The organism is Mariniphaga anaerophila (genome assembly GCF_900129025.1).
In the GTDB taxonomy this organism is placed as follows: Bacteria; Bacteroidota; Bacteroidia; order Bacteroidales; family Prolixibacteraceae; genus Mariniphaga; species Mariniphaga anaerophila.
This window is the reverse complement of record NZ_FQUM01000006.1, coordinates 204,234-220,601: the sequence shown is the minus strand read 5'-3', so window position 1 is coordinate 220,601 and position 16,368 is coordinate 204,234. Positions and strand designations below refer to the sequence as shown.

The window sequence follows — 16,368 nt, the reverse complement described above, 5'->3', positions numbered from 1 at the left end:
AATATGCCAGTAAAAATGAGATTAGCGCGGCATGGCCGCAAACGTTATGCTTACTACCACATTGTGGTAGCAGATGGCAGGGCGCCACGAGATGGCAGGTACATTGAACGGATTGGCACATATAATCCGAATACGAATCCTGCTACAATAGATCTCGATTTTGACAAAGCTTACAACTGGCTTTTAAATGGCGCTCAACCTACCGACACCGTTAAGGCAATTTTGTCTTACAAAGGTGTGCTCTACAAAAAACACCTTATGGGTGGTGTAAAAAAAGGAGCTTTCAGTGAAGAAGAAGCAGAAAAAAGACTGGAAAAATGGCTGACTGAAAAAGAAGCCCAGATTCAGGCAAAACGCGATCGCCTGGCCGGGGAAGAAGATGCAGCTATTAAAAAACAGTTTGAAGCTGAAACAAAACTGAGAGAAGCAAAAGAAGCAGAAATTGCTGCCAGAAATGCAGAATTAGCTGCCGAAGCTGAAGCTGCAAAAGCTCAAGAAGCTGCCGAGGCAGCAGAAGCAGCCGGGGAAACCGAAGAAGCACAAGCCGAAGAGGCTCCTGCTGCTGAAGAAAAACCTGCAGAAACCGAAGAAGCACCTAAAGAAGAAGGCGCCGACTCTTAATCAGGAAATTTTCACAAAGAAAATAAGAACCATCTGCTCAGAAGGCAGGTGGTTTTTTTATGTTCCAAAACCTGATTTACTTATATTTGCATTTAATGGAAACGATACCAAAATCCGACTGCCAGAAAATTGGCTTCATCAGAAAAACTCACGGTGTACACGGCGAGTTGGTTTTCGAATTTGAGTCCGAATTTGAAGAGTCGGTAGCTGAATCCGAACGGTTTTTTCTGGAAATTGACGGGTTGCTTGTGCCGTTCTTCATCAACGAAGACGGATTTCGATTTAAGTCGGCCAAAACAGCGCTGGTTATCTTCAAATGGGTAGATACCGAAAAATATGCCCGCCGGTTGGTAGGCAGCCCGGTTTTTCTTTTCAATAACGAAATTATTGATGAGGAAAACGACCTTGCACTTTCCCAGTTTATTCATTTTCGTTTAACGGACGAGAACGGAGAACAAATAGGGGAAATAACAAATGTTGACGATTACGCCGGGAATATTGTTTTTACGGTTGACGCCAACGGGAACGAAATTTTGGTTCCGTATAACGAAGATTTTCTGCTGAACTTCGATGAGCAGGAAAAGACAATTCAGCTAAAACTGCCCGAAGGACTGACCGACTAGAAAGTCACAATCGATACTTCTGTTCAAAAAAAATTCCTTCGGATGCAACTTCCGCTAAAATCATACGTCATTATTAAACTATAGTGTCAAAAAAAAGGATTATAAAAAATTACCATGAAGAAAAAACAATTGTTCCTCTCCATTTTAATGATTGGATTACTGGCGGTAAACACCGTTTTTGCCGAAGGCGAAGAAAGAAGTGTACCTTCTTTCGCTGAAGTTTCATTGCGCATTTCTGGAAATCTTTACCTCACGCAAGGCGAAAAACAAAGCGTAAAAATTGTAGCCAAACAGTCTGTTCTCGATCAGCTGATAACAGAAGTCAGAGGACGAAGCCTTGTTGTGCGGTTCAAAACCAACAATATTTTCAAACAGAATTTTCAGGCAGGCAAAATTGAAATTTTTGTAACTGTTCCCGAAATAAATGCACTGTCGGTTTCTGGGTCTGGTGATATTGTAGCAGATCAAAAAATCAAGTCGCGCATACTCGACCTGGCGGTTAGCGGAAGTGGTGATATTTTGCTGAAAAAATTGGATTCAGAACGCGTTAAAGCTGCTGTTTCAGGTTCGGGAGACATTACCATTGGCAACGGCAGTACCAACGATTTGTCGGTTACAATCTCGGGCTCAGGCAACATGAGGGCAGAGAGGTTTGAAGCAGAAAACGTAGAAGCTGCAATTGCCGGCTCGGGCAACTGTGTAGTAAATGCCTCCCAAAAACTTAAAGCAAGAATTGCCGGTTCGGGCAATGTAAAATACGCTGGTAACCCGCAGATTGACACCTCGGTTTTAGGTTCGGGAACCGTAACAAAACTTTAAAAAAGCAGTTCCGTATAGTTTCGGCTGAATGCTATTTGCGAAGGATTTCAATCCGGCCACCGGGCCAGAGTTTAATAATACTGGACGGTTGAGCCGGATTGATGTCATCTTGCCGGTATTCAACAATGTAGTCTACCTGGCTTTTTATCTCTTCTGATATTTCGTCGAAAAAAGCCGGAGATTTTTGTCCACTGATGTTGGCCGAGGTTGAAACCACGGGCCTGCGAAACCGTTGCAAAAGCTTTGCGGTAAACTCTTCTTTGGTAAAACGAATACCGATACTGCCGTCGCCGGCAACCAGGTTGGGCGCCAGGTTTTTTGCCCCGGGATAAATTACCGTCAGCGGCTTGGTGCTAACTTCTACCAGATCCCAGGCAATTTCAGGCACTTCGTTTACATAACGTTCGAGTAATGCAGGGTTCTCCATTAAAACCAGCATGCTTTTGGAATCTTCTCTCTTTTTTATCTGGTAAATGCGAGCTACTGCTTCCGGGTTTGTGGCATCGCAACCAATGCCCCAGATCGTATCGGTCGGGTAAAGAATTATTCCGCCTTTTTTTAAAGCTTCCGTTGCGTTTTTCAGATCGTTATGCATTTGTTTCTGTTAAAATTTTGGTGTACAAAGAAGTCAGCTTCTTGGCGTAGTTTTCCGGGTGAAACTCTTCTGCGCGCCTGATTCCTTTTTGTTTTAATGTTGTTCTGAGCTGCTCGTTGGTTTCCAGCATTAACAGTTTTTCGGCAATTTCTTCGATGTTGGCAGGGTCGCACAAAAGAGCTGCATCTCCGGCAGTTTCTGGTAAAACCGAAACGCTGGAGGTAATTACCGGGCAGCCGCTGGCCATGGATTCAATTACAGGCAGTCCAAATCCTTCGAAAACCGAAATGTAAACCGAAAATAGGGCTGACTGGTAAAGAGCAGCCAAATCAGGCTCCGGAACGTTGTTCAGAAATTTTACCTGGTCGTCCATTTCGTTTTCTTTTATGATCTGGCTGATTCCGGTCATGTAAGAAGAAGTTTGTTTTCCCACAAAAACTACCGGAGTTTTAATTTTTGCCGAATAAACAGCCTGTAACAATGCCTGTTGGTTTTTCCTGCGCTCCAGCGTTCCAACTGCCAGAATAAACCTTTCGGGAAGATGATACTTTTTTAAAACTTCTGAAGTGTTTTTCTCTTCGAAAAAAGCCGGGGCCACCGGCTGATATATCAGCTCAATTTTCTCTGACGGAATGTGGAAAAAGGTTTCAATGTCATGTTTTGTCTGCTTGCTGATGGCAATAATTCTATCAGCTGCGTGGCAGGCATATTTAACTTTTTTGAAATATATTTTACAATCGATGGCTTTGTAGAATTCGGGGTAGCGCATAAAAATAAGGTCGTGAATGGTTACCACCGAAGGAATTCCGCTGGTGTGAATTCCTTTGGGCAGTTCGTTACTCAGCCCGTGAAACAGATCCACTTCATGCTTTTTTAAATGCGGCACCAGAAACAAACTGCGCCACAGCGACTTCATTTTTTTTGCCAGTTGACTTTGGGGAGATACTACCTTAAAGCGCTGATAATTATCGAACAGATTGCTTTTCACTTCGGGAGTGAATAAAACGTATTCGTTCTCCGCAAAAAAACTGTGAAGTGCATTCAACGTGTTCCGGCTGTAGTTACCCAGACCCGAAGAATTGAGAAATGCCCGCTTGGCGTCAAACCCTATTTTCATAGCCCGAAATTACAAAAAAGGCCGGGTTAAAGTCCCCGGCCGGTTTGAATTTATTTCGTTTGATTTTTAAACTTCAAAATCTTTTAATCCGCTAAAGTCGAGGGTTGCAAAATAATCCTCTATTGTTTCGGCTCGGCGGATTTGAACCACCTCTCCGTTTTCGCGCAACAACAGTTCTGCCGATTTTAGTTTGCCATTGTAGTTAAATCCCATGGCATGTCCGTGAGCTCCGGCGTCGTGAATGACGACAATATCTCCCGGCTCAACTTCCGGCAGCATACGATCTATCGCAAATTTATCGTTGTTTTCGCAGAGCGACCCGGTTACATCGTATTTTTGATTGTGCGGTTCGCTTTCTTTCCCTACCACAGTAATATGATGATAAGCTCCGTACATTCCCGGACGCATCAGGTTAACCATGCTGGCATCGAGGCCTGCAAACTGCTTGTAGGTTTTTTTAATGTGCAGCACTTTTGCCACCAAATATCCGTAGGGTCCGGTGATTGCCCTGCCCAGCTCAAAAAATAATTTTAGCGGGGCAAGTCCGTTTCCTGCAATTTTCTGTTTGTACAGTTTTTGTATTCCGGCGCTTACATATTCCAGATCCACGGCTTTTTCTTCAGGTTTGTAGGGAATTCCGACGCCTCCACCCAAATTGGCAAAGCTTATTTTTACTCCTGCCTTTTCGTGCACTTCCGCAATCAGGCTAAAAAGAATTTCGGCTGTTTCAATAAAATAGTCGGGATCCAGCTCGTTGGATGCAACCATGGTATGAATACCAAACTTTTTAACGCCTTTGTTTTTCAGAATGCGGTACCCTTCAATTATCTGATCGCGGGTGAAACCATACTTGGCTTCCTCGGGGCGTCCGATTATCAGGTTCCCTTTTTTCAGGTTTCCCGGATTGTAGCGCATACAAATGGTTTCGGGCAGGCCTACATTCTTTTCGAGGTATTCGATGTGCGAAATATCGTCGAGATTAATAATTGCTCCCAAATCTTTCGCTGCACTGAATTCCGATGCCGGCGTATCGTTGGAGGTGAGCATAATCTCTTCTCCACTCATTCCTACTTTTTTCGCCAGTTCCAGTTCAGCCTCGGAACTGCAATCAATACCGAAGCCTTCTTCCCGCAATATTTTCATCAAATAGGGGTTGGGAGTGGCTTTTATGGCAAAGTACTCTTTAAATCCCTCGTTCCACTCAAACGCCTTTTTAAACCTGCGGGCATTTTCGCGAATCGCCTTTTCGTCGTATATGTGAAAAGGAGTGGGGAATTTTTCAATTATTTTTTCGATCTCTTCTTTAGAGAAAGGAATACTTTTCGTTGCCATACAGTATAGATTCTTTTTATTACAGACAAATGTACCACTTTCGGTTTAACTTCTTGGATTAATTCTAAATAAGGGCCGGTATATTTAGTGGATAATTAATACATCCTTTGGGGTTAGGACAGTTCAGCCAAAAGTTCGCGACTTAATACTCCGCTGGCAATTTCACTTACCTCACCGGTCATGCGCATGTTCCAATGTTCGTCGGTTTCTATTTGCAAACTTCCTCCCGGCATTTTTACGGTTAAGCACTTCTGTACGAGTCCTTTTTTTACTGCAACAGCAGCCACTGCGCACGACGAGCTGCCCGAAGCCAAAGTCCAGCCGGCACCGCGTTCCCATATCATGGCTTCCACTTCGGTAGGCGAAATTACTTTTACAAATTGAACATTAATCCGGTTCGGGAAAAACGGGTTGGTTTCGATCTGCGGGCCAAATGTTTTTACTTCTTTTTCGTCGAGATTCTCGGTAAAAATTACGCAATGCGGGTTGCCCATCGACACACAATTCACCGGGTAATCACGGTATTCCAGATGAAGAGTTTCATCGATACATTCTTCTTTTTCGCAGTTAACCGGAATTTTTGTAGAAGAAAAAATGGCTTTCCCCATGTCAACCCTCACTGTTTTGGCTTTTCCGTTTTTCTCTTTAATAATTTCTGCCTGCACTAATCCCCCGGGTGTTTCAATGGTAAATTTCCTGGATTTTGCGAACTGATAATCATGCAAGTACTTTGCAAAAATGCGTAACCCGTTGCCGCTTTTTTCGGCTTCCGAACCATCAGGATTCAGAATACGCAGCCCAAAGTTGGCATGGAAAGTAGGCACTTTTAGCAAAATTCCGTCGGAACCAATGCCAAAATGAACGTCGCAAATTCTTCGGATTGCATCTTCAGTCAGTTCAAATCCTATTTCATCCTGATTCAAAACAATATAGTCGTTACCCAGACCATGGGATTTAACAAAAAAATTGTGCATAGCTTGAAATTTAGTTTTACAAAAGTATTAAACATCAGTCAATTTTCTCGGGCAGATATCGACGAATTCTCCGCTCATCATTTTATTTTTAACTTTGTGTACGATAAAATGAACAGCAAATAACAGAAAAATAGTATGGCAAAAATTAACGAGAACTATCTAAAACTACAGGCGGGGTACCTTTTCCCTGAAATTGGAAGAAGGGTAAACGAATTTGTGGCTGCCAACCCTGACAAAAAAGTTATTAAAATGGGTATTGGCGATGTTACCCAGCCGTTGGTTCCCACCGTGGTAAAAGCATTTCACGAAGGGGTAGATGAAATGGCAAAAGCAGAAACCTTTAAAGGATACGGTCCGGAACAGGGGTACGCTTTCCTGCGTGAAGTGATTGCGAAAAATGCATACCAGAACAGGGGCGTGAATATTTCTGCAGATGACATTTTTATTTCGGACGGTTCGAAATGCGATACCGGAAACATTCAGGAAATTTTCGGAAACGATAACAAAATTGCTATTTGCGACCCGGTTTACCCGGTTTATGCCGATACTACCGTTATGTCCGGAAAAACGGGGAGTTACGATTCCGGACATTACGACGGAATTATTTACATGCCCTGTACCAGCGATAATGGGTTTATTCCTGACCTGCCTTCGGAAACACCCGACCTCATTTTTCTGTGCTATCCGAACAATCCAACCGGTACGGTAGCTTCAAAAGAGGAATTGAAAAAATGGGTGGATTACGCCCGCAAAAACAAAAGCATTATTTTGTACGATGCGGCTTACGAAGCGTTTATTACTGAAGAAGGTATTCCGCATTCCATATACGAAATTGAAGGTGCTTTGGATGTGGCTATTGAATTCCGTAGTTTTTCAAAAACTGCCGGATTTACAGGTACCCGGTGCGCTTTTACAGTAATTCCGGAAGGACTAAAAGCTTACGATTCAGAAGGGAACGCTCATGACGTGAAACCTTTATGGAACCGTCGCCAGTCCACTAAATTTAACGGTGTTTCGTACCCGGTACAAAAAGCTGCTGCGGCCGTTTACTCCGAGGAAGGCCAAAAAGAAGTAGCCGAAGAAATTGCATACTATCTCGAAAATGCAAAAATTATGAAAGAAAGCCTGATTGAAGCAGGGTACGAAGTTTTTGGCGGCGTAAATGCTCCCTACATTTGGGTAAAAACCAAAAACGGAATGAGCTCCTGGGACTTCTTTGATAAAGTACTGAACGAAGCCAATGTTGTAGGTACTCCCGGTTCGGGATTCGGTCCTGCAGGAGAAGGATATTTCCGGTTTTCAGCATTTGCCGACCGTGCAAATACCATTGAAGCCATGGAACGGATTAAAAATCTGAAGTAGTTTTTCCCCGTTTTCAGGGGGTGATAAAAAAATCCGGCTTGAAATTATCAAGCCGGATTTTTTTATGATGTTGAAGAACCAAAAGCTAAACCGGTTCTTTCATTGAAATTTCCTTTCTTACTTTGCTTCCCGGATAAACCTTCAATGCTTCTTCCAGAATTTTCAGGCAAACAGCCAGGTCTTCTTTTTTCAGCACATAAGCAATTCGCACTTCATCCATTCCTTTGTCGGAAGCAGTGTAAAAACCCGAGGCCGGAGCCAGAAACAGGGTCTGATTATCGTAGGTGAAATCCGAAAGTAACCACGCACAGAAATCATCGGCATTATCAACCGGCAGGCGGGCAACCGTGTAAAAAGCTCCCATTGGAATAGGCGAATAAACCCCATTAATGCGGTTCAGTCCGTCAATAAGAAATTTTCGGCGATTCACATATTCATTGTAGTTGTTCAGCATATATTCCGGATCGGCATCAAGCGATGCTTCGGCAGCAATTTGACCAATCAGCGGCGGGCTCAAACGAGCCTGGCAAAACTTCATTACATTCCGTTCTACATCTTTGTTTTTTGTGATAAGTGCCCCGATTCGCAGCCCGCATTCGCTGTACCGTTTCGAAACAGAATCAATAAGAACCACATTCTGCTCAATGCCATCCAAATGAAAAGCAGAAATGTAAGGCGAACCGGTATAGCAAAACTCGCGGTACACCTCATCAGAGAAAAGGTATAAGTCGTGCTTTTTTACCAAATCCCGAATTTTGTTCATCTCCTCGCGAGTGTACAGATATCCGGTAGGGTTGTTCGGGTTGCAAATCATTATTCCCTTTGTTTTGGGTGTAATGAGTTTCTCAAACTCTTCGATTGGCGGTAGTGCAAACCCGTCTTCGATGCTGGCTGCAATTGACTTAATTACCGCACCCGCCACAATGGCGAAAGCCTCGTAATTGGCGTATGCCGGTTCGGGCACAATTATTTCGTCGCCCGGGTCAAGGCAACTCATAAACGCAAAAGTAACAGCTTCGCTGCCTCCGGTAGTAATAATAATATCATCCGCATCAACACTAATGTTGAACTTTTGGTAATATTTCGCCAGCTTTTCACGAAGCGAGCGAATTCCCTCACTGGGTGTATATTCTAAAACTGTCCTGTCGATATTTTTAATCGCTGCCAACGCTTCAGGCGGGGTGGGTAAATCGGGCTGACCGATATTTAGGTAGTAAACTTTCACTCCCCGCGCTTTGGCTTTGTTTGCCAGCGGAGCCAACTTTCGTATTGGTGAATTTGGCATGGCCAATCCTCTTTCTGAAACTTCTGGCATGTTGTACAAAATGTTTTGTGAGGGGACAAAGATACAAGTATCAATCTGAAAACAATGATTATCGAAAATTTTCAATTCACTGTATTATTGGAAAATTAACTTTCAAATTAATGACGGGCTCAGTTTCAGTTACTTTTCTGAATCCGAAGAATCCCGAATCATTAAGTTTTATCATATTTTGAACCAAAAGGTGTATCTATTTTTGATAGGAAATTAAAAAAACTTTGCACAAATGATTATCGGAGTACCAAAAGAAATAATGCGGGGGGAAAAACGCGTAGCAGCAATTCCCGAAACCGTAAAAAAAATGGTTGAAAGCGGTGCTACAGTCCTGTTTGAAAAAGGCGCCGGAGTCGGTTCACATTACTGGGACGAGGCTTACGAAGAGGCCGGAGCACAAACAATAGCCGACGTAGAAGAACTTTTTTCCAAAGCAGAAGTAATTCTGAAAGTGAAAGAACCACAATTCAATCACGAAAAAAATAAGCACGAGCTGGACATGATGCACGAAGGCCAGTATCTGATTACGTTCATTCACCCGGCATCTCCGGCCAACCATCAAATGGTAAAACACATGGCAGAACGGGGTATAATCGGATTAACTCTCGACGGGGTTCCGCGAATCAGCCGCGCCCAGTCCATGGATGCTTTATCGTCGATGAGTGCCTGTGCAGGGTACAAAGGTATGATTATGGGAATTAACGACATCAGCAAATTTGCGCCTTTTGTAACAAGTGCAGTGGGCAGACTAAAACCTGCAACTGTTTTTGTGATTGGAACCGGTGTTGCCGGGCTCCGGGCGCTGGCAACTGCCAAAGGGCTGGGAGCAATGGTTTATTCGGCAGACATCCGTCCGGAAGCCAACAGCAATGCTGAATCTCTTGGTGCAATTATCGTTGACACCGGAGTTCCTGCGGAAATTGCAGTTAGTGCCGACGGAAAACATGCCAACCAACTGCCCGAGAAATGGCTGGAGATTGAACGTGACCATTTAAAAGAAACCATTGCCAAAGCTGACATCGTATTCTGTTCGGCTTTGATTCAGGGAAAAGTTGCGCCGGTTCTGCTGACCGAAGAGTTGGTAGAGTCAATGAATCCTGGAAGCGTAATTGTGGACATTTCCATCGACCAGGGAGGAAACTGCGCCATTACAACGCCGGGAGCTGTTGAAACAAAACACGACGTAATCATCCAGGGAATCAAAAATATTCCGGGAATGCTGTCTACCAGCTCCACTATCATGTTTTCAAAAAATATTCATAACCTGCTAACTTACCTGACAAAAGATAATGAAATCGCCCTCGACTTATCCGACGAGATTGTGGCTTCGATCCTGGTTACAAAAGACAGCAAAATTGTACACGAAGGGGCACTGGAAGCGATGGGATTAAAATAAAATGCGGCAGGAAAAAATAGAAAGAAACTATGAATTTGATACAGTACATTTTATTGGGAGTTTTTGTTGTGGCCTCGGTTGTGGGGTACCTGCTTATTAATAATGTTCCGAGCCGATTGCACACGCCGCTAATGTCGGGGATGAATGCGTTGTCGGGCATTACTATTCTGGGAGCTTTGCTTGCCACGGCTACTGCACTGTCAAGTTCAAACCCTGTTGTCGGCTATGTATTCGGGAGCCTGGCAATTATTCTTGCAATGATTAATGTTGCAGGTGGGTTTGCCGTAACCAACCGGATGCTGAAAATGTTTGGCAAAAAAAAGGAGGACAACAATGAACAGTAGCATATTACTTCAGTTTTCGACAGCCAGCCTGCTTTCCGATCCGGTTTATTACATTTTGTGTGGAGTACTGGCAATGGCAGTTTTGCTGGGCATCCATTTTATGAGTAAAGTAGAAACCGCCAGGCAGGGAAACCTTATTAGTGCCGTTGCAGTGGCGTTGGGTATTGTTATTACGCTTATTAAGAAGGATATTCTGCCGGTTTGGCTTATTTATCCGGGAATGGCCATCGGATTGATTTTTGGATTGATTCTGGCCAAAAAAGTAAAAATGATTCAGATGCCTCAGTTGGTTGCACTGTTGAACGGAATTGGTGGTGCAGCCTCTGCTATTGTGGCTTCCTTCGCTCTTGTTTCACTGTATCAGAGCCCTGATGTTTTCGGAAAAGTTACCGCTTCTCTGGCCATTGTAATCGGCACAATTACTCTGTTTGGCAGTTTAATTGCCGCAGGCAAACTTCATAAAGTAATTTCACAAAAACCGGTAGTTCTCCCGCTGCACCAGGTAATTACTACAATTCTGTTAGTTGTTCTGCTGTTCTCCATCGTTAGTGGCGGCTTCCTGAATAATTTTTCTTTTCCGGTGCTGCTTTCTGTTATGCTGATTTTTGCTGCTGCCTTCGGAGTGGTTTTCTCGGTGAGAGTTGGCGGCGCCGATATGCCAATTACCATCTCTCTGCTAAACAGTTTAAGCGGTTTGGCTGCAGCAATTGCAGGTTTTGCCGTTACCGATATTTTGTTGGTTGCAGTTGGCGGAATAGTGGGGGCATCGGGTTTATTCCTTACCCAAATTATGTGCAAAGCCATGAACCGGAACCTTGCTGACATTTTACTTGGAAAGACTTCGGTTCAGGGGAAAGGGGAGAGTAAAACAGAAAAGGCACCTGAAGTTGCGGCGACGGAAGAAGTTGCAGCGACTGTTAACCCGGCAGAAGTTGTAAAAGGAGTTAAAAAAGTAATCATTGTACCGGGCTACGGAATGGCTCTTGCCCACGCGCAGCATCTGGTTAAAAGCCTTGCCCAAAAGCTGACTGCCGACGGAGCAACCGTAAAGTACGCCATTCATCCTGTTGCAGGGCGCATGCCGGGGCACATGGATGTTCTGCTGATTGAAGCAGGCGTTCCTTTTGAAGATGTTTATGAAATGGACGATATTAATGAAGAATTTAAAGATGCTGATGTTGCCATTGTTGTGGGAGCCAACGACGTGTTAAACCCTGCTGCCCGCAACGCCGAAGGAACTCCTATTTACGGAATGCCCATTTTGAACGTGGATCAGTGTTCCAAAATAATTATTTTTAATTACGACCTAAAACCCGGGTACTCGGGAGTTGACAACCCGATTTACAACAGAAAAGAGGGCGTGTGGGTAATACAAGGCGATGCAAAAGACACTGTCGCTCAATTTCTATCTGAACTGTAAAACAACCAAAATCGACACTCCTTACATTCGTTAAATTAGTAATATTGAAAACCTCTTGCCGGCCGGCGAGAGGTTTTTTCATGAAATTTCAAATTAATCCCGAATTTTTAATCCCGAATTCTCTGGATTGAAATTACCTTTACCGGGAAATTAAGAATTATGGCTACATTTCTGTTTGATAAAATTATTTTCGGCCCGGTAAAAAGTCGCCGGCTTGGTGTCTCTCTGGGGATAAATTTAATGCCGGTTGATGTGAAAGTATGTTCGTTTGACTGTATTTACTGCGAATGTGGGTTTACGCCAAAAACACGAACCAAAAAGGCAATGCTTCCTTCGCGTGAGGAAGTTCGGAAAAAGCTGGATGAAAAGTTACACGAAATGAAAGCCGACAAACAATTGCCCGACGTAATAACTTTTGCCGGGAATGGTGAGCCGACACTCCATCCTCAGTTTGCCGGAATTATTGACGATACTATTGAATTGCGCAACCAGTTGGCGCCAGATGCGTCCATTGCAGTTTTGTCCAATTCTACCATGCTGCACAAGCCCGATGTTTTCAATGCCCTGCTTAAAATAGAAGATAATATTCTGAAACTGGATTCGGCTTTTGACGAAACAGTGAATCTGATAAACTGTCCTAAAAATGATTACAGCCTGGATAGCGTAGTTGAGCAGTTTAAGAGTTTTAACGGGAAAGTGATTGTGCAAACCCTTTTTGTGAAGGGTAGTCTTAAAGGTGTAGTTGTTGACAATTCCACTGAAAAAGAAGTCTCTGCCTGGTTGGAGAAAATTCAGGAAATAAAACCCAAGCAGGTGATGATTTACACCATTGCCCGTGATACTCCGGTAAATTCGCTCGAAAAAGTTTCGGCAGAAAAGCTGGATGCCATTGCCGCAAAAGTGGAAAAGGCCGGTTTCAAAGTTCAGGTATCTTATTAAGAATGCCGTTGACGGGCTGCTGAAATATTATCAAAATAAAAACGGGACTTCAAAAACATGAAATCCCGTTCTACTATCAACAATCTAGTTTTTAGTTACTCAGATCCTTTAGACGGATGTTTCTGAACTTCAGTTCAGATCCATGCCCAAGAAATCCGATGTATCCTTTTTCGCGTTTTAAGCCCGGGTGATTTTTCCCGTCACGTGTTCCGTTTTTGCTCGCTTCTGCAACATCGCCATCTAAAATTACAGTGCCATTCAGAGTGACTTTAATCTTCGACCCTTTTACTACCACTTCCTGCACGTTCCACTCGCCCACAGGATTCAGATAGCCACGTTTTGCTGCAATAATTCCGTATGCAGAACCGTGGTACTGGTACTCCTTTAAGTTGGCATAAATAGGCGCTGTATTGTCAAGAATTTGCAGTTCAATTCCGGCATAAGCAGCATCGCCTTCCAGCGGCGCCCGAATTCCCAATCCGTTGTTGGCACCCGGTGTAAGCTGAAATTCGAACCTGAAAATAAAATCGCCGTATTCTTTGTCGGTAAACAAATTGCCGTGGCCGCCGCGTGCAGGCTGAACAACCAACTCGCCGTTTTCAGCGTAGTAGTCAGTTTTGTTTCCCTGCCAGCCATCGAGGTTCATTCCGTTGAACAACGAAACAAATCCTTCGTTTTTCTCTTCCTCAGTTAATCCTATTTCGTCGGTATTTATTTCTCTGACATAAACATCTCTGAATGCCAGTTCATTTCCGTGAGCCTGCAATTCAATAGTTCCTTTTTCAAAAATCGGAATGCTGCGATTCCAGAAGTTGTCCATCGTCACATTGTCAACCACCAGTTCTCCGTTAAGGTAAACCGTAACATTTTCGCCAATCATGGTAATTCTGAATGTATTCCAATCGTCGAGAGGATTGTCGGCAACTTTTAGCGGGTTGCGAATATTGTCGGGATTATTGTTGTAAAGCCCGCCGGAACCAACCTGGGCGCCTACTTCTACACGCGAAGTATCCCAAATTTGAACCTGCGGCGTTCCTCTGAGGTAGATTCCGCTATCGCCTTCTTTGGTGATTTTCCAGTCAACAATCATCTCAAAATCTTTGTATTCTTTTACAGAAACAAGGTTAGCTCCGTGTCCGTTAAAAATAATCTGGCCGTCTTTAACGCTCCAGTTGTCGAACATTTTTTTGTTGGCTTCTTCCTGAGCTTTGGCGCGTTCTGCTGCGCTAAGTTCAGCAATTTTTATCGGGTTGCCGTCCAGCAGCATTCCCTGCCAACCTTCCAGGTTTTTCCCGTTAAACATTGAAACAAAGCCTTCGTCTTTGGGCATTTTATCGAGGTAATTATTGATGTTGATAATGTCATAATCACTCTCTTCTCCCTTTAATATAGAAACAACCCGTTTTAACAGTTTCGTTACAATTTTTCCTGAAAAAGCATTTTTGCCGTCAGCATCGGGCAATGCTACTTTCATGATTGCGCGGGCTGCGGTTTGTTGCAGTTCGTTGTTGTCCAGAAATTGTTCTAGATAAACCAACGACAGGAAGGTTTTCAATCCGCCAATTGCATTAATAACCAGTTTCTGGTCTGCAGCACCCGATGCGAAAGGCATAATTTTCCGGTACTGTAGTAATTTCTGGTCGTCGGGAAGATTGGCCGAACGTACCTGCCGAACAAAATTTGAGAATGCTTTTGCGCGGTATTCGCCGGTTGAATTTTCTGCTACTTCATAAAGCGATGCCGCAGCCGAATAATCTTTCCAACTGGTAAGCGCTTCAAAAGCTGTGGCTTTGAGGCTGCCGGTTGAATTATTAAAATAGTCGGTAACAGTTTGCAAAGCGACGTCGCCACCAATTTCAGGCAGAATTGCCACTATTCTTTCTTTTTTCCCGGTTGATTTTAGCGCACGCAGCAGTTTGCCGTTTTCAGTTTGTTCTGTTTTTGTACCTTTTGCAGCAGCAACTACGGCCATTTGTACCTGTGGAACGTCTTTCTCGTTGGCGTCAAGCAGCAGCTTAATCAGTGCATCCAGGTTTTTTTCGCAGGAGATATTTTTTAAAGCGGCAAAAGCAGCAGTGCTTTCTTTTTCATCTTTTGACCCGGTTAACGCAAGTACTTCAGAAAAATATCCATTCCCTGATTTTGCGGCAATCAAATCGATAAATGCTGCCTTGGTTGCTCCCGAAGTTGTTTTTAGCCGGGCTGCAACCGGAGCCAAGTGCTCGCGGTCAATGAGCTGCGACAGCGCAAGTTTTGTGGCTTCAGCATCTGTACCTTTTTCCAGGTGATCGATTAAGACAGGAACTGCTTTCTTTCCCTGCAGCCTGGTCAGTGCTTCAATGGCATCTTCACGAACTGCAGCCGAAGCGTCGTTCAGGCTTTCGGTAACAAAACCCACTGCCAGTTTATCGCCACGCCGACCAAGCATATCAATAATTTCGGCTTTTGTTTCGGCAGGAACAGCGGTTGCTTTTTCAATCCACATCCGGGTTCCGGCAGCGCCACCGATATTTTCAGCGGTATTTAATGCTAAATAGCGAAATGCTTTATCGCTGTTTTCCACTGCTTTTAATAATAACGGCAGTGCTTCGTAGTCGAAATGCTGTGCGTAAACCGACAGTGCAACGGAGTAATTGTGCAGATTTCCGCTTTCCCGATTGGCTTTGAAAATAGTTTTCAACGCTTTTTGGCAAAGTTTCAGTTCGCCTTTTTCTCCCAGGCGGTTGGCGTATTCCAGAAATGCTTCAGCGGCATTTGTAGGGTCATATTTAAAATCCACATCTTTTGCAGCTTTCAGCAGCAAATTATAAGATTCGGGACTGCCAATATTTGCCAACGCAGCCAATACAACTTTGCGCAACCCAACGTTGTCTGTCGAGGCGAAAGTAGTAACAGGGCGCACGGCAGGTTCGTACCGAAGTACGCCGAGTGCTCTTGCTAACGTGGCTTTTGCTGCATCGTCAGTTCCCGGCAAAGCTTCGTAAAGTGCAATTGCAGCCTTTTCGGATCCGATGGCAACCAGAGTTTGTGTTACCGGCTCAACAAGATCTGCTTCTGCCAGGTATTTTTTTATGGCATCAACTGATTTATCGCTTCCCACCAAATTCTGCTGATTCAGCAAAAAGGTTTTTACCTCGGTATCGGAATGTTCATTTAAAGCGGCCAGCAAACCCGATTCTGTCAGGGTGCGGGCGTTTTCTTTTCCAAACTCGCTTGCATATCTGGCCAGGCTGTTAATGGCAAAACGTACTGCCGTATCGTCGCCAACCCCCGGAGGAGTTAACAGTTGTGCCAGTTTCTGAAAACCTTCAGGCCCCAGTTCTACTAAATCGACCAGCACCCTATCGCGATGCACCAAATCTTTGGTTGGCATTTGCGCCAGTGCATCTGCCACCTTCGTATCAAGAGTTCTCCTGTCCTGGGCAAAAGTTACGGAGGTAATCAGCGCCAGAAACAATATAGCTGTAAATTGAAATATTCTTTTGTTCATTTTTCTTTATTCTAAATTATA

14 protein-coding genes are annotated in these 16,368 nt (G+C 44.0%); 8 read left to right on the top strand and 6 right to left on the bottom strand.

The window, feature by feature from the left end:
- Positions 1 to 3: 3 nt before the first annotated feature.
- From BUB08_RS13760 to BUB08_RS13750, 3 genes are all read left to right on the top strand, one after another.
- Positions 4 to 621 (top strand): 30S ribosomal protein S16, encoded by a 618-nt coding sequence (locus BUB08_RS13760; RefSeq protein ID WP_073002464.1) that lies wholly within the window; start codon positions 4 to 6, stop codon positions 619 to 621.
- Between the two features lie 95 nt (positions 622 to 716).
- A complete protein-coding gene (gene rimM, locus BUB08_RS13755) occupies positions 717 to 1,244 on the top strand; it encodes a ribosome maturation factor RimM (protein ID WP_073002617.1) in 528 nt (175 codons plus the stop codon).
- Positions 1,245 to 1,358: 114 nt separating this feature from the next.
- Complete coding sequence (locus tag BUB08_RS13750) at positions 1,359 to 2,063, top strand: head GIN domain-containing protein (protein WP_083570770.1); 705 nt, start codon at positions 1,359 to 1,361, stop codon at positions 2,061 to 2,063.
- A gap of 31 nt (positions 2,064 to 2,094) precedes the next feature.
- Here BUB08_RS13750 and BUB08_RS13745 read toward each other — a convergent pair whose 3' ends face one another.
- The 4 genes from BUB08_RS13745 to dapF form a co-directional block, all read right to left on the bottom strand.
- The gene (locus BUB08_RS13745; protein WP_073002462.1) at positions 2,095 to 2,658 is read right to left on the bottom strand and encodes an L-threonylcarbamoyladenylate synthase; all 564 of its coding nucleotides are present in this window, start codon (positions 2,656 to 2,658) and stop codon (positions 2,095 to 2,097) included.
- A complete protein-coding gene (locus BUB08_RS13740) occupies positions 2,651 to 3,775 on the bottom strand; it encodes a glycosyltransferase family 4 protein (protein ID WP_073002461.1) in 1,125 nt (374 codons plus the stop codon). The genes BUB08_RS13745 and BUB08_RS13740 overlap by 8 nt, the downstream gene beginning before the upstream one ends.
- 66 nt (positions 3,776 to 3,841) lie before the next feature.
- The gene (gene lysA / locus BUB08_RS13735) at positions 3,842 to 5,107 is read right to left on the bottom strand and encodes a diaminopimelate decarboxylase (RefSeq protein WP_073002460.1); all 1,266 of its coding nucleotides are present in this window, start codon (positions 5,105 to 5,107) and stop codon (positions 3,842 to 3,844) included.
- Between the two features lie 113 nt (positions 5,108 to 5,220).
- Entirely contained in the window at positions 5,221 to 6,081 is an 861-nt protein-coding gene (gene dapF, locus BUB08_RS13730) for a diaminopimelate epimerase (RefSeq protein WP_073002459.1), read from the bottom strand.
- Between the two features lie 135 nt (positions 6,082 to 6,216).
- On the opposite strand from dapF, the gene BUB08_RS13725 reads away from it, so the two are divergent.
- Complete coding sequence (locus tag BUB08_RS13725; RefSeq protein WP_073002458.1) at positions 6,217 to 7,443, top strand: LL-diaminopimelate aminotransferase; 1,227 nt, start codon at positions 6,217 to 6,219, stop codon at positions 7,441 to 7,443.
- Positions 7,444 to 7,528: 85 nt separating this feature from the next.
- On the opposite strand, the gene BUB08_RS13720 is transcribed toward BUB08_RS13725, so the two are convergent.
- Positions 7,529 to 8,758 carry a pyridoxal phosphate-dependent aminotransferase gene (locus BUB08_RS13720; protein WP_073002457.1) on the bottom strand — a complete coding sequence of 410 codons (1,230 nt, stop codon included), beginning with the start codon at positions 8,756 to 8,758 and terminating at the stop codon, positions 7,529 to 7,531.
- 232 nt (positions 8,759 to 8,990) lie between these two features.
- Between BUB08_RS13720 and BUB08_RS13715 the strand changes: the two genes are divergently transcribed.
- From BUB08_RS13715 to BUB08_RS13700, 4 genes are all read left to right on the top strand, one after another.
- Positions 8,991 to 10,154, top strand: coding sequence for an NAD(P) transhydrogenase subunit alpha (locus BUB08_RS13715; RefSeq protein WP_073002456.1), 1,164 nt, complete (start codon positions 8,991 to 8,993; stop codon positions 10,152 to 10,154).
- A 29-nt stretch (positions 10,155 to 10,183) separates the two neighbouring features.
- Positions 10,184 to 10,498 carry an NAD(P) transhydrogenase subunit alpha part 2 gene (locus tag BUB08_RS13710; RefSeq protein ID WP_073002455.1) on the top strand — a complete coding sequence of 105 codons (315 nt, stop codon included), beginning with the start codon at positions 10,184 to 10,186 and terminating at the stop codon, positions 10,496 to 10,498.
- Positions 10,488 to 11,918 carry an NAD(P)(+) transhydrogenase (Re/Si-specific) subunit beta gene (locus BUB08_RS13705; RefSeq protein WP_073002454.1) on the top strand — a complete coding sequence of 477 codons (1,431 nt, stop codon included), beginning with the start codon at positions 10,488 to 10,490 and terminating at the stop codon, positions 11,916 to 11,918. Before BUB08_RS13710 ends, BUB08_RS13705 begins: the two co-directional genes overlap by 11 nt.
- Positions 11,919 to 12,077: 159 nt before the next feature.
- Complete coding sequence (locus tag BUB08_RS13700; RefSeq protein WP_073002453.1) at positions 12,078 to 12,857, top strand: radical SAM protein; 780 nt, start codon at positions 12,078 to 12,080, stop codon at positions 12,855 to 12,857.
- 91 nt (positions 12,858 to 12,948) lie between these two features.
- Here the strand turns inward: BUB08_RS13700 and BUB08_RS13695 are convergent, their stop codons facing one another.
- The gene (locus BUB08_RS13695) at positions 12,949 to 16,347 is read right to left on the bottom strand and encodes a DUF1080 domain-containing protein (protein ID WP_073002452.1); all 3,399 of its coding nucleotides are present in this window, start codon (positions 16,345 to 16,347) and stop codon (positions 12,949 to 12,951) included.
- Positions 16,348 to 16,368: the final 21 nt, after the last annotated feature.